19 protein-coding genes are annotated in these 22,628 nt (G+C 36.9%); 13 read left to right on the top strand and 6 right to left on the bottom strand.

Features of this window, described 5'->3' with window-relative positions:
* Window positions 1-207 precede the first annotated feature (207 nt).
* From ACT9TX_RS07560 to ACT9TX_RS07540, 5 genes are all read right to left on the bottom strand, one after another.
* The gene (locus ACT9TX_RS07560; protein WP_481337662.1) at window positions 208-2,208 is read right to left on the bottom strand and encodes an OmpA family protein; all 2,001 of its coding nucleotides are present in this window, start codon (window positions 2,206-2,208) and stop codon (window positions 208-210) included.
* A gap of 75 nt (window positions 2,209-2,283) precedes the next feature.
* A complete protein-coding gene (locus tag ACT9TX_RS07555) occupies window positions 2,284-5,109 on the bottom strand; it encodes an Ig-like domain-containing protein (RefSeq protein WP_481337661.1) in 2,826 nt (941 codons plus the stop codon).
* 468 nt (window positions 5,110-5,577) lie between these two features.
* Entirely contained in the window at window positions 5,578-7,155 is a 1,578-nt protein-coding gene (locus ACT9TX_RS07550) for a DUF1501 domain-containing protein (RefSeq protein ID WP_481337660.1), read from the bottom strand.
* Between the two features lie 19 nt (window positions 7,156-7,174).
* Entirely contained in the window at window positions 7,175-8,845 is a 1,671-nt protein-coding gene (locus tag ACT9TX_RS07545) for a DUF1800 domain-containing protein (RefSeq protein ID WP_481337659.1), read from the bottom strand.
* A gap of 144 nt (window positions 8,846-8,989) precedes the next feature.
* Window positions 8,990-9,823, bottom strand: coding sequence for a polysaccharide deacetylase family protein (locus ACT9TX_RS07540; protein WP_481337658.1), 834 nt, complete (start codon window positions 9,821-9,823; stop codon window positions 8,990-8,992).
* Window positions 9,824-9,999: 176 nt separating this feature from the next.
* Here ACT9TX_RS07540 and ACT9TX_RS07535 point away from each other — a divergent pair, with 176 nt between their 5' ends.
* The 9 genes from ACT9TX_RS07535 (at window position 10,000) to ACT9TX_RS07495 (ending at window position 18,296) form a co-directional block, all read left to right on the top strand.
* Window positions 10,000-10,830, top strand: coding sequence for a CvfB family protein (locus tag ACT9TX_RS07535; protein WP_481337657.1), 831 nt, complete (start codon window positions 10,000-10,002; stop codon window positions 10,828-10,830).
* 162 nt (window positions 10,831-10,992) lie between these two features.
* On the top strand, window positions 10,993-13,335 hold the full coding sequence (locus ACT9TX_RS07530; protein ID WP_481337656.1) for a TonB-dependent receptor: 2,343 nt from the start codon (window positions 10,993-10,995) through the stop codon (window positions 13,333-13,335).
* Between the two features lie 3 nt (window positions 13,336-13,338).
* Window positions 13,339-14,133, top strand: a complete 795-nt coding sequence (locus tag ACT9TX_RS07525; protein WP_481337655.1) for a DUF4249 domain-containing protein — start codon at window positions 13,339-13,341, stop codon at window positions 14,131-14,133.
* Between the two features lie 272 nt (window positions 14,134-14,405).
* Complete coding sequence (locus tag ACT9TX_RS07520) at window positions 14,406-14,873, top strand: hypothetical protein (protein ID WP_481337654.1); 468 nt, start codon at window positions 14,406-14,408, stop codon at window positions 14,871-14,873.
* Window positions 14,863-16,182: a hypothetical protein gene (locus tag ACT9TX_RS07515; RefSeq protein ID WP_481337653.1), complete on the top strand. Its 1,320-nt coding sequence runs from the start codon at window positions 14,863-14,865 to the stop codon at window positions 16,180-16,182. The genes ACT9TX_RS07520 and ACT9TX_RS07515 overlap by 11 nt, the downstream gene beginning before the upstream one ends.
* Before the next feature lie 615 nt (window positions 16,183-16,797).
* A complete protein-coding gene (locus ACT9TX_RS07510; protein ID WP_481337652.1) occupies window positions 16,798-17,175 on the top strand; it encodes a hypothetical protein in 378 nt (125 codons plus the stop codon).
* A gap of 184 nt (window positions 17,176-17,359) precedes the next feature.
* A complete protein-coding gene (locus tag ACT9TX_RS07505) occupies window positions 17,360-17,800 on the top strand; it encodes a VOC family protein (protein ID WP_481337651.1) in 441 nt (146 codons plus the stop codon).
* Window positions 17,801-17,904: 104 nt separating this feature from the next.
* Entirely contained in the window at window positions 17,905-18,147 is a 243-nt protein-coding gene (locus ACT9TX_RS07500; protein WP_481337650.1) for a type II toxin-antitoxin system ParD family antitoxin, read from the top strand.
* Complete coding sequence (locus ACT9TX_RS07495) at window positions 18,144-18,296, top strand: type II toxin-antitoxin system RelE/ParE family toxin (protein ID WP_481337649.1); 153 nt, start codon at window positions 18,144-18,146, stop codon at window positions 18,294-18,296. Before ACT9TX_RS07500 ends, ACT9TX_RS07495 begins: the two co-directional genes overlap by 4 nt.
* Window positions 18,297-19,102: 806 nt before the next feature.
* Here the strand turns inward: ACT9TX_RS07495 and mnmE are convergent.
* A complete protein-coding gene (gene mnmE / locus ACT9TX_RS07490) occupies window positions 19,103-20,485 on the bottom strand; it encodes a tRNA uridine-5-carboxymethylaminomethyl(34) synthesis GTPase MnmE (protein WP_481337648.1) in 1,383 nt (460 codons plus the stop codon).
* A 267-nt stretch (window positions 20,486-20,752) separates the two neighbouring features.
* Between mnmE and ACT9TX_RS07485 the strand changes: the two genes are divergently transcribed.
* The 4 genes from ACT9TX_RS07485 to ACT9TX_RS07470 all read left to right on the top strand — a co-directional run bounded on the left by ACT9TX_RS07485 (window position 20,753) and on the right by ACT9TX_RS07470 (window position 22,619).
* Window positions 20,753-21,274 carry a hypothetical protein gene (locus ACT9TX_RS07485; RefSeq protein WP_481337647.1) on the top strand — a complete coding sequence of 174 codons (522 nt, stop codon included), beginning with the start codon at window positions 20,753-20,755 and terminating at the stop codon, window positions 21,272-21,274.
* 83 nt (window positions 21,275-21,357) lie between these two features.
* Complete coding sequence (gene trmB / locus ACT9TX_RS07480; RefSeq protein WP_481337646.1) at window positions 21,358-22,062, top strand: tRNA (guanosine(46)-N7)-methyltransferase TrmB; 705 nt, start codon at window positions 21,358-21,360, stop codon at window positions 22,060-22,062.
* The gene (locus ACT9TX_RS07475; protein WP_481337645.1) at window positions 22,043-22,258 is read left to right on the top strand and encodes a C1orf53 family protein; all 216 of its coding nucleotides are present in this window, start codon (window positions 22,043-22,045) and stop codon (window positions 22,256-22,258) included. Before trmB ends, ACT9TX_RS07475 begins: the two co-directional genes overlap by 20 nt.
* Entirely contained in the window at window positions 22,233-22,619 is a 387-nt protein-coding gene (locus ACT9TX_RS07470; RefSeq protein WP_481337644.1) for an MGMT family protein, read from the top strand. Before ACT9TX_RS07475 ends, ACT9TX_RS07470 begins: the two co-directional genes overlap by 26 nt.
* Window positions 22,620-22,628: the final 9 nt, after the last annotated feature.

The raw sequence follows: 22,628 nt of genomic DNA, 5'->3' as shown, positions 1-22,628 counted from the left end.
GTCGCTATCAACTTAATCAAGAATGATAAAACAACAAAAGCTAGTATCAAAAACAAAAGGATGATGTGTATATTAAATGATAAGTTCTTAGAAAATATACTCTTTAAAGAAATTTAGATGCGTTTGCCCTGTATTGCACACAAAAATGCCTGAAACAATTGCAACAAGTACAACTGCCTCAGGCATAGGTTTTATTGGGGTAATAATTTACTTGCCTGGAATAATATCGATAATAACAGTTCTGTTATAAAAACGTTCTTCTGGTAAATTATTATCAAACGGTGACATGCTTGGATCTTCACCATAACCTAACACTTCAAATTTTACACCTTTTTTGCTAGCAGCAGCCAAGGCTTTTTCTAAAATTTGTTGTGCTTCCATGGCTCTATTGTGAGATAAGGTATGGTTGTATTTTTCATCGCCTATAATATCTGTATGGCCGTGAATAATCACCGTGCTATTTTCAGGAATTAACGGTGTAACTACTTCAGTTAAAAACTTAGCGTAGCTAGCAATGGTTTTTGATTTATCAAAATCGAACAGAATACTATAACGTAAACCTTCTTGTTTTGCATCATCCATTTTCATTAAACTCACAGAGCTTTCTTTGGTAATAATTTGACCAGTTTTAGTTTCGCCAGTCATTACTACCTTGTAGTTACCTTGTTGGTTATTGCCTAAAATTGTTTTACCGGGTATAGATGCTTGGTCTTCTGTATAAGGGCCATAGTGTTGCATATTGCCTTGCTCATCTGTTACATTAACGCTCCATACTTTTAGTTGGTCAGCAGCACCATCAGCATTTAAAATCACGTGGCTATCTAATGGGTCTTGCTGAACTGCACTTATTTGCACGGGCTTTAAAAAACTAGAATTAACACCACCTACTTGCAATAATAATTCAGGTGAATTGCTAATAATATCTACACGTCTATCACCTTCACGCAACAACGCTAAATCTTTGGTAGCACCGGGTTGCTCAGATGGAATCATTGGTTTGTCTCTACCTTCAGTCGTAATTCTCGCACTATTAATACCAAAATTAGATACTAAATATTCCTTGATATTTTCAGTCATCAACTTGCCTTCTGTAGGCTTGTTATCACTAGAACCAACTAGTGTAATAGCGCTAGATGGATTGTTACGTAGACGATCACCAACAATATTTAAAATATTGTGGTACACAGCTAACTGCCTTGCAGAACGACCATTGTTTAAATTGTCTGGCTGTGCATTTTGCAAATTAGCTTCTTTAAAAGTGGTTGCTTGTGAAGGAGATAATTGCATATAACGATTAGGAATTTTGCTTGAACCCATATCGAAAAACACAGAATTACGCAAAGGGAAGTTTTCTTTTACCTGACGGTTTAAAGGCACCACTTTTGGTGCACGAACAGAAAACTGTATAGGATTGTTATTAAGTGTTACTGTGTTGGTAACAGTATTGGTAATAGTATCTGTTTTAGATGTACCTGGCAATGCTGCTAAGGCCGCTACTTTTTTACTGCCAAATTTTAAAGCCACACCTGCTCTAATGGTATTAACTGCCCAAGTTTCTACAGTACGTGGTTGGTCAAATAAATCTGTTTGAAAAGATGCAAAAGGTGACAACGTCATTTGTGTAGGGCTAGCTTTTGCAGATAAAGGAATATCAACACCTAAGCCTGCTTGTGCGCCTAACACTGTTTTACGAACATCGCTAAAATCTGCACGAACATCTGTTTGCTTTTCTTGCATGTAGGTAAATTCTTTAGATAGATTGATGGCAATGGTTGGTCCAGCAAACACATAAAAAGCATTTGAAAATGGTGCAATGCGCAAACTAGGTTCAAAGGTTACATAGCTAAGTTTGGTAGATAAATTGGCGGGGCAATTACAAGGTGCAACTACTGCATCAAAAGTGCCACCACGATTATCAAAAGCTACGTTAAGCATACCGCCTAAAACCTTGCCTGGTCTGTATTCTACCAATAAAGAACCGTAAGGTTTTACGCTGCTACCTTTATGAAAAGCAGTAGGTACAGTAAGGTTTTGATTGAGCATTTGTGTAGTACCACGATAGTTATTAAAGTTGGCTGCACCAGATTCTCCAAACCACCATGTTGGTTGTATTCTTTTAATGGTTTGTGCATTGGAAGTAATGCCTACTAGCAATAGCATCACCATTGCCAATGTTGTTTTTTGTGTTGATGTATGAATATGTTTCATGAAATTCTTTTTAAAAAATGAAAGAGTTTGTAAAAATCATCCCGACCAATAGATCGGGATGACTATATAAGGGGGTTATTGTACGTTAACAACAGTATTTACCATTGTAACAGATGATACAAGTGATATTGCTCTGCCGTTTAATGTGGTTAACACAACATTGCCAGGGGTAGAAAAAGTAACACCAGAATTGGCGATGATAGTACCAGTCATTACACCGCCACCAGCACCATTAATCACTGCGGCGCTACCTACGTACCAAAACACGTTTTTAGCTTGACCACCATTAATTAATAATACACTTTTAGCACCTGCTGGGCCAGCTGTACCTACGGTTAAGCCTGCCGCTGTTTGAAATATCCAAACTGCATTTGCATCGCCTTTAGCATCTAATACTAATGGGCCATTGGTAATATTAAATGTGCCTCCAGCAGCTTTATAAACGCCAGGCTGTAAGGTTAAACCACCTAATTCGCCAGCACCAGGATCAATACCACCAGGTTTAGAAGCTGGTGAAATACTGTTGTAAGCAACGGTTGCATCGGCTAAAGCCTGTGTTGCAATAGCGGCAGATGTTGCGTTGCCAGGTGTAGGTGGTGCAGTGTAAATTCTACCTGTTATAAGCCCTTTGTTTAAAGGTGTTTCAGTGTACACATCACCTGTAGTACCATCGTGAAAACCAGTAATTAAAGTAGAAGCAGCAGTGCTACCAATGCTACCATTAATCACGGTAAAAATACCTTGGTTGGTTACGCCAGCATTACCACCAAAAGCACCAAATATTGACATTGAACCAATAGATGGTGGCGGTAAAGCTTGTGGTGCTGTTGTAAACTGCCATACATAATTACTTGCCAAGGCATTGCCTGCAACATCTTTAGCACCTGTAGTAATAGTGGCTGTGTACAATGTTGTGGCTAATAAATTTGCCGAAGGCGTAAATGTTGCTGTAGTACCTGCATAGGTTACAACGCCTGTTACTGGTGTTGCACCATTTTTTAAGGTAAATGTTAGTGCGTTAATGGTTAATGGATCCATTACTTCGCTAAATGTTGCAGTTACTTTTTTATCTACTGCTACACCCGTTGTATTATTTAAAGGATCTATAGATAATACTGTTGGTGGTATGATGTCAGATGCTACTGTTGTAAACGTCCATATATAATTACTTACCAAATTATTACCTGCCAAGTCTTTAGCACTATTGGTAATTGTAGCGGTGTAAGTGGTATTTGGTAGTAAATTAAACGTTGGCGATAACATTGCTGTATTACCTGTATAAGTTACTAAACCAGTAATACTATTAGCACCTTGCTTTAAAGTAAATGTATTGGTATTAATAGTTGCAGGATCCATTGCTTCGCTAAACGTTGCAGTTATTTGTTTATTTAGAGCCACATTGGTAGCAAGGTTTGTAGGGTCAGTTAAAATTACAGTTGGTGCAATGGCATCTACTGCTACACCTGTAGTAAAGCTCCATGTATAATTACTAACTACCGAGTTACCTGCTAAATCTTTTGCTCCCATAGTAATGGTTGCTGTGTAAGTGGTACTAGGTAATAAATTAACTATTGGATTAAACATAGCTGTTGTACCACTGTAAGAAACTGTACCTACCACTAGTGTACCACCAAGCGTCGTATTTGCAAGTGTAAATGTTGCTGAGGTAATAGTCGTTGCGTCCATTACTTTATTAAAGTTGGCAGCCACTGTTTTATTTAAAGCAACACCTGTTGCAAAGTTTGTAGGGTCAGTGCTAATTACCATTGGCGATATAATATCTGGTAATGCACCTGTGGTAAAGCTCCAAGTATAATTGCTTAACAACGGATTACCTGCAAGGTCTTTAGCACCTGTAGTAACTGTACCTGTATAAGTAGTATTTGGTAACAAATTAACCGATGGTGTAAATACAGCAATCGCACCCGCATATGTAACAACGCCTGAAACAGCCGTGCCGCCAGCCGTTGTATTAGCTAGTTTAAAAGTAGTAGCTGTAATAGTAGTTGCATCCATAGCAGTACTAAAAGTTACCGATACTTTTTTGTTGAAAGCCACACCTGTAGCAGAATTTGAAGGGTCGGTAGCAATAACCGTAGGTGAAATAATGGCTGGTAATGCACCAGTTGTAAAGCTCCATATATAGTTATTGGCTAGTCTTATACCAGTAGGATCTTTAGCACCATTTGTAATAGTAGCGGTATAAGTTGTATTGGGCAATAAACTTGCCGTAGGTGTAAATACGCCTGTAGTACCTGTGTACACAATTGTGCCAGCTACAAGTGTACCGCCAAGCGTTGTATTTATTAATGTAAAGTTTGTAACAACAGATGTTGAATCCATCACTTTACTAAAACTAAATGATACTTTTTTGTTGAAAGCCACTGCTGTAGCAAGATTCAAAGGATCGGTAGAAGTAACAGTAGGTGCAGGGTCTGGACCAGTAGTAAAGTTCCAAACATAATCTGCTATTGGTGAATTACCAGCCATGTCTTTAACACCCATCGTTACTGTAGCCGTGTACTGTGTGTTTGGGGCTAATTTATTGGTTGGTGTTAATGTAGCTGTTACGCCGTTGTAAGCCATTACAGCAGCTATAGGTATTGTGCCTTGGCGCAGTGTAAATGTTACTGCATTTAAAGATGCCGGGTTAATGGCCTCATTAAATGTGGCACTTACTGTAGTGCTTAAACTTACAGCCGTAGCATTGCTTACTGGGCTTGTTGAAATAATAATTGGACAAACACCTGTAGTGCCTGCTTGCTCATCTATTTTTTTACAGCCACCTATAAATGCTATTACAAGTAGGCTAGTAAACAGCCATTTATTATACAATAACCTGCATAAGCCGTTTAAGGCAATATGACTTTTTTGAGCATTTGTGTAAGCGTTTCTTTTCATGATGTAAATGTTAAAATGTGAAACCAAAAGGATCTTTTGGATAAAAGCGAAGAGAGCAACCGATAGTATTATTGGTGCTATTGATGGTGTCTCACGTGTTGAATGGCAAAACTATTTTGTGCTTGAAGTGTATGTGTTACGCAATTGTGTGTATTTGTTACATTATTCGCAGATAAGCCACTTTTATATTAATAGTACATGCACAAGAGTGCAATAACACTTAGGTATTATTAGTTGCAAATGATGTGGTAAGCTAGTTTTTAAATTATGGTATATGATAGCTTGATGTAGCGGTATATTGGATGGTGTAGCGTAACATGCCTATATGTAGGCAACTACCGTGCCTCAAAAAATATAGCTTTTAAAAGGTACTCAGAAATTGACCAATACTAATGATTGAGTAATACAAAACACAACAGCCACTTATGTACATAAGTGGCTGTTGTGTTTAAAGCAATTATTGTATATCTATCTTACTTTTAGCATGGTTCTCACTTGTTGTACAGCCATATTTTGAAGCCTTGCATAGTAAACACCTATTGGCAAAGAACCACTATTAAATGTTACAGTGTAAGTACCTGCACTTGGCATTTCTCTATCTAGTAAGTTCACAATTACTCTGCCTGTGGTATCTATTATTTGTATTAATGTATGACCACCAGCAGTTGTGTAGGCAATGGTAGTGCTACTAGTGAAAGGATTGGGGTAATTGGTAATTAAATCAAAGCCACTAATATTAGGGTTAACCTTATTACAAACTGCTGCATTTACAATAGGCAATTGCTGAAAGTTTTTAAGTAGTATTTGGTTGAGGTCGTTGTCATTTACACACAACCAGTTTGATAACAGCGTACCATAAATACTTCTAAAATCATACTGAAAAGGCAAGTTGTCAGCAACGGTTACATTCATAGGTATATTTGGTGTATCGCCAAGTACACCACCAAGTACATTTTTACCAAATACAAAGCAAGGGGCAGCCGCGCCATGGTCAGTACCACCACTAGCATTGCTTTTCATGCGTCTGCCAAATTCTGAGAAAGTCATACCAACAACTCTATCTTCGATATCTAAAAATTGCAAATCATCTTGAAAGGCTTTAATGGCATCACTTACATTTTTTAATAGGTTAGCATGTGTACCTGTCGTTTTATCTAAAGCATTTACCTGATTGGCATGTGTATCAAAGCTGCCATAGTTTACCATGTACACCCTTGTTTTCAAGCCGCCCTTTATCAGCCTTGCTACAATTTTTAATTGGTCTGCTAAGGCATTGCTAGGATAAGTCACTTGTTTGGTAACGGCTGTAGCAGCGTTTTTAACCACACTGGCATAAGCTTGTGTTTGCTGAGACATTTGCCTAATAAATGTTAGCTCTTTACCAGCAGGTGTAGCAGGTGCAGGGTCTAGTATGCTATTTACCAAACTATAAAAACTAGTAGGATTACTAATACTCATGCCCATACTTACCGATGGCCCTTGTAAGGTTAAGGAAGTAACAGAACCAATTTGTATCGCCAATGGGTCGCTCATAGAACTATTGGGATAACCATTAGGAAAGTTAGGATACTCGTAGTTTAAATATCTGCCAGCCCAGCCAGTATTTAATACATTGTTGCTATCGCTAGCGCTCATCCAAATATCGGTAGCCCTAAAATGAGAGAAGCTTGGTTGTGGGTAGCCTACAGAGTTTATGATTTTTAATTTGCCATCGTTGTACAGGCTTTGAAGCCCCGTCATTGCTGGGTTTAAGCCAACCTTATTTGTATTAGTAAGCTTTAATACTTTGTCTTCTGGAATAAAAATATTGCTTCTTGCATTGGCATAGCCACTAAAATATTCCAATGGAATTACCATGTTTAAGCCATCGTTACCACCTTGTAATTGCACTATTACTAGCACATGGTCTGTCTCGGTAGTTGGTAGGCTTAAGGCTTGCATTAAAGGTGAATTAGCACCCAATGCTTTTACAGAAAAGCCATTAATGAATGATGGTATAATGGTGCTAGATAGCAGTGTTTTTTTTAAGAACTCACTTCTTTTCATGGTAAGTATTTTAAGTGGTCTAGGCTAATTGGTATTCGGATAAATTCATTAAATATTTGTACAAGTCACGCAGCTTGTTTTTAACCGTTGTGGTGTTAGCAGTATTGGTTGGTGTTGATATAAAAAGATTCCAAGCATCTGTCCAATAGCTGTCTGTTATTTGCCCACTTAGTAAAATATCTTTCTTTATCTGCGCCTTTAAACTAGCCGATAGACTGATACGGTACAAGTATTTCAAGCTATCATCTATCAGTGCATTTGGGTTAGATGGATTTGGTAATAGCCTCGCAAATTCAATACCGTCAATCAGTATTTTTTTACTGTTGTAAGTATAGCCACTTACCACCATCGTATCAGTAAATTGGTTACGTTTTGGCAAGGTGTCTGCATTAATCCATATCTCATAAAACTGTGGTGCTTGGTAGTAAGCTTTCCAGCCGCTTACATCAGGTGGGTCGCCTGGGTTTTGTTGCATATTGGTACACCAACTTACTAAATAATTGTAGAAGCCATAGTTAGTAACATAATCACTACTTGGTTGAAACGCCACATTAAATTCTCTACAAGCACCTACTACTAAATCAACAGGGCTCTTTATTTGGCAGCCTTTAGATAAGGTGTCAAAGAAGTGTTCGCTTTTAAGTAGCGCACTTAATACAGGCTTTAATTCGTAATTATTGTTTCTAAAAATATCAGCTAGTGGTATAATGATATTGGTTTCTACACTTGCATCAATATCGTAGTACACAAACCATCGGTATAGCCTACGGCAAATGTATTTGGCTACTTCTTGTGTGCTAAAAATCATATTCAGTAGCGCATCTATTTCAAGGTCGCCACCATTAGCCACATTTCTACCTTGTATGACTGTGTTGTTGAAAAATGCTGAGAATTGCTTGTTAGTAATGTCATGCCTTGATAAGGTAAAGTATGAATCGATTAAGCTTGCATTGTTACGCCAACCTGTTAATACTTTAGCCGCTGCTTTTACGTCTGCTTCTGTGTATTGTGAGTCTGGCCCTTTGCCACAAGTAAATAGCTCTAATAATTCTCTGCCATAGTTTTCATCAGGTGCTGTAGCTGTGTTTAACTGCCCATTTAAATACACCAGCATGGCTGGATCGATAGTTATTGCTTTGGTTAATGTTTTAAAATTACCCAAGGCATTGGTGCGTAGTAAATTGTGGTGTTTGTAGCAATAATTACCATTGGCTACATCTGCGGTTTCTGTTGCAAAATGATTGTGAAGAAACAAGGTCATCTTTTCTCTGATGCTTCTGTCTTGATTAATCATTACGCCCATCCACCACTTCTTAAAACTCGCTCTACGAAGGCTTTGTATGGTACCATCAATATTATAATCATTTACCCACGTAGCGCCAGCAGCAATGTTTGTATCAGGTTGTGTCAATGCAGTGGTATCACTATATTCTTTTACTGGTGGTGTTGGTAATGGTGCTGTAGGGTTTAATAATGCATCTACTACTTGTGATACTGTTTTACCTAAAAAATAATCTACATCGGCTTTCGCAGCGCCAAACATCGTACGTTTCAGCAGATGAATAATTTCTTCCTCACCAAACGTGCCAGCATATGGGTTTAAACCCGTAGTAGGTGGTGGCGCCACAAATGGCGTAACTGTTGTGTTGGTAGTTATTTTATGGGGGGATAAAAATGACCTTCTATCCATAAGAGTTGTGTTTAGGTGGCAAATAATAACAATCTTGGAGGAAAGTTATTGATAAATTTTTAAAACTCCCAAATTCATTGCCACACAAAAAAGCCACCTCTTTACAGAAGTGGCTGTCAATAATATTATAAATGGTTAAATCAATTATTTTTTGCTCATTACACTAGGATAATGATCAATCGTTTCAAAAACGTTTCTTGGGTCTTTTTTCAATTCTGCAATAAACTTGCTTAATGAATCTGCATATTGTGGCTTGCCAAACAATCTGTCGTGTGATAAAATTACCAAGGCATTTTGCTCGTAAGTGTAGCCGCTTTCAAATTTCTCGTTTACTTTTTTCAGCATTTCAGCTACACTTTCTTTTGGTGCACCTTTAAATTGGTTCCATTCAATATCCCAACCTATTACTTTGTAGCCCAGTGTGTCTAATTTTTGGCACACAAATAGTGTAGATTTTGGGCCTTGAATTTTGCCATTTGCCACCCACGCATTATTGCCTGGTAAGCGAATAATTTTTACACCTACATTCAATTCTTTCTCATTTTTCAAGAAATCTTGCACCGCATTATCTATTTGCTTATAAAACAAGCTGTAATTATCTCTACCATTGATGTTGGCATGAGAAAAACTATGGTTCGCTATTAAAAATTGTGGGTACTCATTTCTCAATGAATCAATAATACGCTTTTTAAATGGCCCTACTTGGTTCATGCCTACGGCAAAAAAAGTTGCTTTTACACCTTCTTTTCTAAACACGGCTTTGCTTACTGTTGTGCCTGGCGGTTGAGGTGAATCATCCCAAGTAAGATAAATGTAGCGCTTGCTACTATCTAATTTAATAATACTACCTGGTTGTGGTTTTGCTGCTACTGTTGCTGCTGCACTGTCTTTACCGCTGTTGGTAGCTGATGGCTTGCTATTGCAGCTAGCCAATATTGCAATGGCTGCCATTGCAATAAAACTGTTCATTCTGTTCATAATCTCTCGTGTTATATCAAAAGTACAGCTAAACAAAAGCGTAGGTTTTAATTTTTTAGCTAGGTTGAAAACTTTTAACACTTTGTCTTAGTTACGCACTACTGTCTTTGTGTGTGAAACCATTTCTAGTACAGCTCTCGATTGTAATTATCTTTACACAAGTAATTCTGACTGATATGATACAAATAGGCAACTATAATTTATTAAAAATTGATAGACTAGTAGAAATTGGTGCTTATCTAGATGATGGCGATAAAGGCATTTTACTGCCAAAACGTTGGGTGCCTGAAAATGCTAAGCGTGGCGATATCATCAATGTGTTTGTGTATCACGATAATGAAGACAGAATGATTGCTACTACTATGCAGCCTTTTGCAGTAGTAGGCGATATTGCCCTGCTTGAAGCAGTTACCATTAATAGTTACGGTGCATTTTTAAAATGGGGCGTAATGAAAGATGTGTTTATTGCGAGGTCGCACCAATTGAGCGATATGGTAATAGGTGGTAAATATTTGGTGAAATTATACATTGATGAACGTACCAATCGTGTTGCAGCAACAGAGCGTATAGACAGTAATTTCAGCAACGATATTTTAACCGTAAAAGAGTTGGAAGAGGTAGATGTAATGGTGTACCGTAAATCTGACCTTGGCTATGTAATGATTATTAATAACCAACACATTGGCTTATTACACAATAGCGAAGTGTTTAAAAAAGTAAGCATTGGCGACAAACTGAAAGGCTTTGTAAAAAAGATTTACGACACCAATAAAATAGATGTGATACTAGGTAAACCCGGTTATCAACGTGTAGAAGATGAAGTGGGCAAAGTGTTGCGTTTATTGCAAGAAAACAAAGATTTTTTACCATATAACGATAAAAGTGAGCCCTCAGCTATCTACGATTTCTTTGGTATGAGCAAGAAAACCTTTAAAATGACTACGGGTAATTTATTTAAACAAAAGAAAATTGTATTTACCCCAAAGGGTATAGAATTGGTAAAATAGTCCTTATTTGTTTGCCTTTTTCTGTTAAAAACTGTACAATAAATTAACAATTACTAAAGTTTTTTGTAACAATTGGGTAGCATGTTGTGTTTACTTTCGCCGCCAAACAATTAATGCTTGGTGCAATCGTCAACCGACATCAGAAAAGCAACCTAAATTATTATGAAATTCTATCTGAAAGGGCTTAAAATTTTTCTCTTTTTCATTGGCCTTATGCCAATATTGGCTTACGGCCAAGTAAAACCAAAGCACACGGTAAACGGTACTATTCGTGATAAGCAAACTGGCGAAACGCTGATTGGTGCTAATGTAAAACTTACTAAACTAGCAGGTTTAGGCACCGTGTCTAATGCTTATGGCTTTTATTCTATTACTGCTGAAGAAGGCAGCTACACATTGGTAGTAAGTTTTGCAGGTTATGTAAATGATACCATCGCATTGAATCTTACCCAAAACAAAGAGCTAAATATTGCACTTGTGCCTTATCGTTCGCAACTAGAAGAAGTAGTGGTGAGCACACGCAAAAAGAACGAAAACATTACCAAAGCGGTAATGGGTATACAGAAATTATCTATCAACGAGATTAAAAATGTACCAGTTATTTTTGGTGAAAAAGATGTACTAAAAACCATCCAATTATTACCAGGTATTAAAAGTGCAGGCGAAGGTAATAGTGGCTTTTATGTACGTGGTGGTAGCAGCGACCAAAACCTTATTCTACTTGATGAAGCAACCGTTTACAACGCCTCGCACTTGCTAGGTTTCTTCTCTACATTTAATAGCGATGCCATTAAAGATATTACGGTGTATAAAGGTGGTATGCCTGCTGAATATGGTGGTCGTTTATCTTCAGTAATAGATATTAAAACCAACGATGGTAGCAACCAAAAATTTGGCATGAGTGGTGGTATTGGTTTAATCTCTTCTCGCTTAAACGCAGAAGGCCCTATTGTAAAAAACAAAGGCTCATTTAACATCAGTGCAAGACGTACTTATGCCGATTTGTTCTTGGCTTTGTCTAAAGACTCATCTATTAAAAACAACAAGCTGTACTTCTACGACCTTAACGGTAAAGCCAACTACAAACTCAACGATAAAAACCGCCTCTTCTTATCTATTTACAACGGTAGAGATAATCTTGGCTTCGGTAGAACTTTTGGTATTGACTATGGTAACACTACTGCCACGCTGCGTTGGAACCACATTTACAACACACGTTTGTTCTCAAATACATCGCTCATTTACACCAACTACAACTATAAAATTAAAATCACAGCAGGTAATAATAACTTACTCATTACCTCTAAAATTCGTGACTTTAACGTAAAGCAAGACTTTCAGTATTACGTAAATGGTACTAATAAAATAAACTTTGGCCTAGACTTTATACACCACAACCTAGTGCCAGGTAGCGTTACCGCTACACAACAATCTAGCTTTAACAATACCGAGTTGCAAACCAAATACAGTATAGAAAGCGCCTTGTATGTATCACACGAATGGAGCGCTACAGAAAAGCTAAACCTTACTTATGGCTTGCGTGTAAGCATGTTTAATGCACTTGGCCCAGGTAATTTTTATAGCTACGATGCAGCAGGCAATGTAAAAGATACTACAACTTACAAGAGTGGTCAAGTTGTAAAAACCTACGTAAACCTACAACCTCGCTTTGCTACAAGTTATAAGCTTAACGATAGGCAATCTATTAAGTTGTCATATAGCCGCAACGTGCAAAATATTCACTTATTGTCTAACTCTACATCGGCTAATCCTACAGACTTGTACGTAGGTAGCAGCAACAATATTAAACCAGAAATTGCTGACCAAATTGAGGTAGGCTATTACCAAAACTTCAAAGAAAACGCTTACGAGTTTTCGGCTGAAGTGTATTACAAAGCCTTACAAAACCAAATAGATTACAAGAATGGTGCAGAATTAAGAGCCAACGAAAATGTAGAATCGCAACTATTATATGGCAAAGGCAGGGCTTATGGTATAGAGCTATTCTTTAAGAAAAAATATGGCAAATTCAATGGTTGGGTGGGCTACACTTTATCTAAAACCGAGCGCCAATTTGACCAAATAAACAACGGTGCGTGGTACAATGCTACACAAGATAGAACACACGAATTATCGGTGGTAGGTATTTATCAAGCAAGCAAAAAATGGACGGTTTCTGCCACATTTGTTTACTACACAGGCAATGCCGTTACTTTTCCAAGTGGTAAGTACAACATCAATGGGCAAACGGTATTTTACTACACCGAACGCAATGGTTATAGAATGCCAAACTACCATCGCTTAGACTTTGGTGCTACGCTACAAGGCAAAAAAACAGCTAAAACAGACCGCAGTTGGACCTTCTCACTCTACAATGCTTATGGTCGTGAAAATGCTTTTGCTATTAACTTTCAAGAAGACCCAAACAACGCTGCCAAAACGCAAGCAGTACAAACTACCTTGTTTAGATGGGTGCCTTCAGTTACTTACAACTTTAAATTCTAAGCCATGAAACAATCAATCATACAATACACCTTACTCATAGCACTTACTGCCTTTGCAGCTTGCACCAAAGTAATAGACATTAACCTTAACGATGCTGCACCACAGCTAGTAATACAAGGCAATGTTACTAACCAAGCTGGCATTACTACGGTAAGCATTAGCAAAACTATTAACTACGCACAAGACAATGTTTTTCCAACCGTATCTGGTGCAGTGGTTACTATTAAAGACAGTACCACAGGGTTTACCACAGGGCTTACACAAGTAACGCCGGGTATTTACCAAACCTCATTAATTCAAGGTGTACCAGGCCACACGTACTTGCTAAATGTATTGCTAAACGGCACCACTTACAAAGCAAGCAGCACCATGCCTAGCCCTGTAACACTCGATTCTATTACCTTTCAAGTAAACTCAGGCTTTGGACAAACGCTTATTAACCCAATGCCGAACTTTCAAGACCCAGCAGGCATTAGCAATAGCTATCAATTTATACAAACCATCAACAGCAAAATCACCAAAAAGATATTTGTATTTGACGACCGCCTAAGCGATGGTAAATACATTGCAAGACAACTATTTAACGATAGCGCCTACATACAACCAAAAGATACCATTCAGCTAGAGATGCGTTGTATTGATAAAAATGTGTTTGAATATTTTAAACAACTTAGCGGCCTAGACCCAACCAACGGTCAGCCAACAGCACCTACCAACCCTGTAAGTAACATAAGCGGTGGTGCACTAGGTTATTTTAGCGCCCACACCACACAAAAGAAAAAAGCCATCGTACAGTAGAAATAATTTATTGGTCAGCTTAGGTACAAAGCCCATCTATTTGCTTAAATTTTCAGCACTCCCGATAGCTATCGGGAGCGGCAGCAGCAAGTAGATGGGCTTTTTTTGTAGCGTAGGTGTTTATTAATTTCAGTTGGCTTTAACCAACAAAATTTATTAGGTCAGAGGCGGGTGTCTTCACTCGCCTCTAAGTGAATAGCAAGAGATTATTTGATTGTACGGCTAAAATCATATAAACTTGCTTTGTCTGTAATTTTTGACAACTGCACATTATGACAAAAAATACAATAGTAGTAACCTATGGAAGAGCAAGCGAGGGAAAGACAGAATCATTAAAGCTTTTTATAGGGTTAGTTTTGGATCAATTCGAAAATGAGATTATAGAACCCATTGACTTCAATAGAAATTTGCTTTTAAATTCAACAGATGATGTTAGAATAATCATAAGACTTAACAACGCAACAATTGGTATCGAAACCCAAGGAGACCCAGACTCTGAAAGTATAACAAGTAAAAGTATAGAAAGAATGTCTGAATGCTGTAACTACATATTTTGCAGCTCAAGAACACGTGGTCAAACTGTTCACATAGTGGACGAAATTGCTTACAATCCTGATAGATTTAATACCCTTTGGATTAGTAGTTTTTTTAGCCCCAATCTGAATCGAAGACTTCTAAATCAAAACTGTGCAAACAACTTATTAATCATATTGAATCAACTTTTAAGCGATGATCTATAAAAATATTTTTTACGTAACACTATTTTCTTTTTTAACTGTTAATTCAGAAGCTCAAATTTCAAGTAAATCAATTGAAACTAAAGAAATCGAAAAACCTCTTACAATCAAGAAGTATGACAGTTTAAAAAATATCACTAATTTCTATGGCGATAATGACGATTTTAGTTTGTTATTAGGACAAAATATCTACATCCCAAATATTGATGATAAAGTTTTGCAATCCTATAGTTTAACAAATAAGATTTTTCTATTTGAGAAACTGTATTCAAGAACAGAATTTGAAAATGAATTTTACAACTACTTTACATTAATTTCAAACGAAGCCGATAGGGACATTGAACTTAAAACCTTGTACAGAAAAAAAGATTATAAATTCGTATTTTATGATATTGACGACAAAACCTTGAGTCAAGTTCCACGTCAATATGGAGATCCAAAAGAGGAGATATTGATTTATTTAAACCAAATAGAGGAAAGGAATTCACCAGATACAAAAAATATAGTGAAATTAAAATCAATAGAAACTGGGGATGTAATTTTCATAAATAAATACACATTGATGAAACTTAATACTTTTATAGAAGGCTTTGTAATAAATAAAAGAAAAAACATCGGAAAGAAATTTGTGTTTGATAACCCTTGGCGAGGAATTTATACTGGCGATAAAAAAAAGCAATTCTATAGTATTAATTTATCGAATGGAGAATATTATGAAATCCCCTATCCTTCTACTTGGACATTTACAGATGTGCAAATATTAAATAACCCTAAAAGGCCTGATGAAGAAAAAAATAATGGTGAATTAACTTTTGGCGATTATCAATATAATTCACCAAAGTGTAATGTAGCATATTTAGGAAAAGAATACGGCGTATACTTTATAATGCAAAATAAAGAGAATGTACAAATTTTAATACCGTCATCTAGCGATAAACACAACTATTACACTGCAAATATTTTGTTTACTTCTGAAAAAGGTTATGCAGAAAAAAACAAAGCGTATAAAGAGGAACAAAATGCAATGGCTGCTATCATTAAAAGCACTCATCCAGCAGAGTATGAAAGACTAACAAAAGGAAAAGGGTTTAAACAGGAGATGATTAATATGTATGGTGAAAAGTATGGAAATGCCATTGCTGACAACAAAATCCTAATTGGTATGTCCAGAGAAATGTGTTTGATAGCGTGGGGGAATCCCATTAGTAGTAGTAAGACAACAACTGATAGTTTGACAACAACTATTATGAAATACAAAAGCGACAAAACTTTGTATTTAGTAAACGATCGAGTTACAAAAATTGTAGAATAAAACTACAGTAAACATGTGGTTTTGCATGCTGTTCGTGATGTTGATCCACTAGCGCAGGTCTGTAGTGTAGCAAACTAGCATAGCCGACCTGTGCTAGCGTGTTACTTATTTTTTCATAGTTAATAGATTTATAAACAAGTAACGAATAGCACAAGGCAAGAGACTTGCGCTAGTGAAAAAATTACACACCATCAGCAACGCTGCCACTAATCTTGCAACGAGAATGAAAGCACTACAAAATTTCCATCTTTCATTGGCAAAGTAAAAGACTAGGTTGTCTTTTCTCTATCTATCACCTGTATTTGCAACCACAACATTGCCATTATAAACCGCAACATTGTCAAATCCAACCACAACATCGCCAATGTTAATCGTTACAATGCTAATGTCAATAGCTACAATGGCAATGTAAATGTTTACATCGCCATTGTTAATCGTTACAATGCCATTGTATGGATTAACATCGTGAATGTATTCAAATACAGCAGGGTGTTATTGAACACATTCACGATGTGAACATTTTTTTTTAGATTTTTTCTAATTTTAATTTTATTGTAGGTTGTAATTATTATATTAGTGTCGTGAATTTATTGCAAACAATTAAACAACTATTTTATGGCAAACACAAAAGGTCGAGTGGTGGTTTCTCGCAACCCAGAGGAGCTGCTAAAACTTGCGGAAAAAGTGTACAAAAAGCATGTAGCCGATGGTGCTACTAGCGATTTAAACAATTTAGACGCAGAAACTTACGATTGGGCAAAAGTGGGGCCTACCATCGCTCCATGTTTAGAATTTCATGACTTGGCAGAAGAATTAAAAGGAAAAATGGAAGAAGCTTATAGAAAAAGAGATGCATTATTTGCATCAATTGATGAACATGTAAAAGGTAGCAGTGCATACTTAAAAGGTAAATATGCAAAGCAACCTAAAAAATTAAGTAATTGGGGCTTTGAGGTAGATGATACCGCAAAGGCGGCAAAGAAAAAAGCTTAGTGATATAATAAAACCCAAACAGCTTGAATCGCTGTTTGGGTTTTATTTACTGCGGGTGTCTTCACCCGCCTGTTTGCTACTCACATCAATTGCCGCAATCACCCACTTTTTTGACGTGTTTGTACCTGCTAGCTTTGGCACTTAATGGTTATGTTTGATTTCGAATCAATCAACATCTATAACCATGGCACAAATTAATCCACACATCAATTTTAATGGCAACGCAGAAGAAGCCTTTACCTTTTACAAATCAGTATTTGGTGGTGAGTTTGCAAAAATTATTCGCTTTAAAGACATAGCAAGCGAGGCGTTTCCTGTATCAGAAAAGGAGGCAAATAAAATTATGCATATTGCCTTGCCAATAGGCAAATCAAATATGCTAATGGCCAATGATGTACCCGAAATAATGGGCACAACTAACGAAAACGAGAACAGAAGTAAGATTGTGATATTCACAGAAAGCAAAGCAGAAGCAGACCATTTGTTTAATGGCCTTTCAGCTGGCGGACAAATAGAAATGCCACTTGAAGATAGCTTTTGGGGCACGTATTTCGGCGGCTTTAGAGATAAATATGGTATAGAATGGATGGTAGAATACAATCCTGAATATGCGGGTAAAATGTAGAAGCGTTAGTTGATGTAGATAGCTACAAAAGCGTTCCACTTTTCATGTAATTTACCTTTTAAAAATCCCAATGATTGGTATATTTGGTACAAATAGTATTGGCTATGGCAAGAAATACATCCATTCTTTTAGGAGAACATTTTGAAAACTTTATTAGCGAAGAAGTGTCATCAGGGCGTTATAGTTCTGCTAGTGAAGTGGTGCGTACAGCTTTGCGCTTACTAGAAAGCGAAGAGCAAAAGAAAGACGCTTTGATTAAAGCATTAGTTGCAGGTGAACAATCTGGAAAAGTTGACAACTTCGATTCAAAAGAATACTTGGCAGCACTTCATAAAAAGCACCTATGAAACTAAAGGTTGTTTTTAGAGAAGCCGCATTGGTGGATCTAGAAGAAATATGGCTGTACACTTTTGAAACATGGTCGCTTGAGCAAGCTGATAGGTATTATGAACTAATAATGACCGAAATAAACATCCTTTCTAAAAAGCCAAAGTGAGGCAAAAACATTAATGCACTGCGTGTGGGCTGCTATTCAGCAAAAAAGAAGTCACACTTTATATTTTACAAGTTTTCTCTACTGAGCTAGAAATAATAAGCATCTTGCACGAAAGCATGGATATACCTAATCGCTTTTAGAAGCTAGAAGGTATTAAATGCTCGTTTTACTATCCATTAACAAAATAAAATTCTCTACTAATGATTGAATATGAACTAAACTAAATAAAACATAATGAGAGAGAAAATTGATGCTTAAGCTAAGGCTTGTTCTAATTTCTCTTTCCACTTTTCCCAGTTGGGATATAGCCTGTTTAAAAATTATGTAAAAAAGGGCAATAGTGATTATTGGTGTACTCGTTTTAGCGGTACACTAAACCATCAATCGAATGTGCCCAACAGATGTAACTACTGCCCAGTGGCATGTTATCGGTAATTTTTTGGAATTAAACAAAAGGAAAGCACAAACATAGTTTACAAGCAGTTTGGAATGCTATTATATGTTTGGTTAAAACAGGGTGTCAGTGGCTGTAGAAGTGATCTTATTAGTGAAGTATTAAAAAGGTTGGCTACATGATGACAACTGTATTGAGAAAGGATAATAAGAAATAGCCATTTAAACCAGTTGCAAATAGATGGATTGTGGAACGAACATTCAATTGGTTTGACAATGACAGAGGATTATGTAGAAACTATGAACTGCTGATGGAATCAGCCGAAGAAATGACTAAAACACCGACTGTAAAACTTTTTAATCAATAAATTATAAACAGCCTCCAAGCATATTATTTATATAATAATTAAATGTTACTTTCCGATACAGAACTTACTGAAAATAAAATCCAATTGGTCATCATTCGTAATTTCACCAGTAATTAAGCCCAAATAATGCAAGCTTTGACGAATATCGAGAGCTAATAAATCACCAGGAATTTGATTATCTAACCCATCTTGTATATCACTTAGAGATGCCGCAAGTTGCTGCAATGCCTCAAAGTGTCTTGCGTTTGTAACAATGGTAGCTTCTGAATTAATATTACCGCCAACAGCGTTTTCGACCAAGTTTAGTTTTAGTAAATCAATATTAATGTGGTCTTTTGCAGAGATAAAAATGGTGTTAGCAAAACCACTAAATGCTTGCTGCAAACTCACGTTATCTGCATCAATTTTATTACCCACTAATAAATAATGTAAGCCTTCTTTTGCAAAGTCATCAGCAACTGTTTGCAAATCAGCCGCTGAAGTTGTATTAATGTCAAATAAATACACCACCAAATTGGCCGAACGCATTTTCTCAAAACTTTTTTCTACACCAATACTTTCTATTACATCTGTAGTATGTAATCTTATTCCTGCCGTATCTATCAGTCTAAACAAAACACCTTCAATATTTAAAACCTCTTCAATCGTATCTCTAGTAGTGCCCGCAATATCACTTACAATGGCTCTGTTTTCGTTTAAAAGCGTATTTAGCAGTGTTGATTTACCTGCGTTTGGCTTGCCAATAATGGCCACTTGTACACCGTTTTTTATAACATTACCGAGCTTAAATGAATGCAGTAAGCCATTGGTAGAATTAACTAATTCAACAATAAGATTCGATAAAGCAGTTCTATCTGCAAATTCTACATCTTCTTGTGCAAAATCCAACTCTAGTTCTATCATGGCAGAAAAACGAATCAATTGCTCTCGCAACACACTTAACGAAGATGAAAAGCCGCCACGCATATTCTTGATGGCCGTATTTCTGCTAGCTTCAGTATTACTTGCTATTAAGTCAGCCACCGCCTCTGCTTGTGCTAAATCTAGTTTGCCATTTAAAAATGCACGTTGAGTAAATTCACCTGGTTTTGCTATTCTACAGCCCTTTTTTATAAGTGTTGTAATTATTTTTTCTTGAATAAATGGCGAACCATGGCAACTGATTTCTACAACATCTTCACCTGTATAAGATTTAGGATTTTTAAATATCGCCAAAACAACTTCGTCTAAAACCTCACCAGCATCTTTTAATAAACCAACCAAAATGGTATGTGTTGGCTGCGCCGAAACATTTTTTGAAGTAAATAATTCATCTAAAATGGAAAAAGTTTTACTGCCACTCACACGTATAACGCCAATGGCACCAATACCTTGTGGGGTTGCTAATGCCACAATTGTATCATCCCAACCACTCAATTTTCCCTGCATATTTCTAGTATTTATATGCAAAAATAACCCAAATACAATCGTTTAAATACAAAATCTCAGCTACCGTAGCAACTGGGATATCTTAAAATCTGTCAACCTATTCTAGCATATTACACTGTTGTAAATTATCCCTCACCGTTTAAAAAAATATTTTAAGAAAATTAGATTGCAAAACAACATATTTGTTTCTTTGCAAATTGTATTGAGTTAATTGATTTAGATTATTAAGATTAATAATTAGCCCAAGTGATTTAATAGAATAATGCGATGACTTTACAGGATTTTAGATTAACGGATTGCAATCATTTTATTGCCTATCAAAAACACGGTTTTTTAAATAAAAGTGTTTATTTAGTGCTCACCGCTAACGATATAGTTGTAGGTATTGAGGTAAATACAAAAATAAAAACAGAAAGCGCATCGCGTTTGGGCAGCCTTTTTGCAGATATTCCTTTAGCTAAACAAAGAGGCGAAGCCGATAATCCGTACTCATATATTAATAAAGAAATTTTAAAAAACTTCGAGAAAAGGCAGTTGTTTAGCAAAGACATGCTTTTTGCAAGTAAAAACAATTTCAAAATAGATAAAGTGCACATCAATCAATTAGTATTTGCAGGGCCAGCAAACACTAACTTTCCTAATTCAGGCAACATAATTATAGAAACTAAGGTAGAAACGGTAAATCACCCCAACCCTAACTTACGCATACCAAGCAGGCAATTAACCTTAATAGGTAATCAAGATTATGAAAAAGTAATTGCCTACTTTAATACCAAACAATTACAATAATCATACAGCCTTAGAAACCACTTGAAGGCTTTTTTATTTGCTACTATCTCTAAGCTATATTTGCCCATTTCAATTAGCAAATAATGTCGCACAAAAAATTAATTCGCTTCGAGGCTATTAAGGGCTTTAACAACGTACTTGAATATCCTGAAAATATGCCAGGCAATTGGCACAATACATTTAAAAATACCAACCCAATTACGCTAGAACTCGCTTGTGGCAAAGGCGAATATGCTGTAGGCCTTGGTAGAATGCATGCGAACATTAACACCATTGGTATAGACATTAAGGGCAACCGCATTTGGCGTGGCGCAAAAACTGCCCTTGAAGATGGCTTATACAACGTGGCTTTTTTACGCACTGAGATTGATAAAATTACCAACTACTTTGCAGCAAATGAAGTGGCTGATATTTGGATTACGTTTCCTGACCCACAACTACGCCTTTCTAAAGCTAAAAAACGCTTGACGCACCCTAAATTTTTACGCTTGTACCAGCAAATGCTGAATAACGACGGTACCATTAACCTAAAAACCGATAGCCCCGATTTATACAATTTTACCAAAATAGTCATCAACTTATTCGAACTAGAATTGTTGGTAGATTATGATGATGCTTACAAACAGCCCAATATTGCGCCTGAGCTACACATAAAAACCTATTACGAAAGCCTAGACATAGCGCAAAGCAAGCGAGTGCATTATCTAAAATTTAAAATCAACAAACCGCTACCATTAGCCAAAGACGAGATATTAAAGCAACTGATACATGAGCCAGCCACTAGTTGAAAACATTGATTTTTACTACGACGAGCAATGCTATATGGTACTTACCGAAAAATACCATCTTGAAAAAGGCCATTGCTGTGGCTACGGCTGCAGGCACTGCCCTTACAACTACGATTGCGTACCAGAACCCAAACGCAGCCAATTGTTAGCCACACAATCTACACAGCAAAATGCCAAAAGCGAAGCCACAAAATAGCTTACCCAAAGTGCTACCAAGCGGTAAAAGCGACACCAGTTTTTTTGAACAAGTGTACGATGTGGTGCGCCAAATACCCAAAGGCCGTGTAACCAGTTACGGCGCTATCGCCGCATTTTTAGGTGCCAAATCTAGTGCTCGCATGGTAGGCTGGGCCATGAATGCCTCCTTTACAGTTACGCCCAAAGTACCTGCCCACCGTGTGGTTAACCGCAACGGCATGCTCAGCGGCAAAGCCCATTTTGTGCCCCCCACCCTTATGGAAGAACTGCTAGCCAAAGAAAAAATTAAAGTAGAAAACGACACCATTGTAGACTTTGACAAAAAATTTTGGGATCCTGCGGTAGCTTTAAGCCTATAATTATTGCTA

The organism is Parasediminibacterium sp. HNIBRBA5674 (assembly GCF_056745525.1).
The sequence above is the reverse complement of the archived record's forward strand: the minus strand, read 5'-3'. Positions and strand labels throughout refer to the sequence as shown.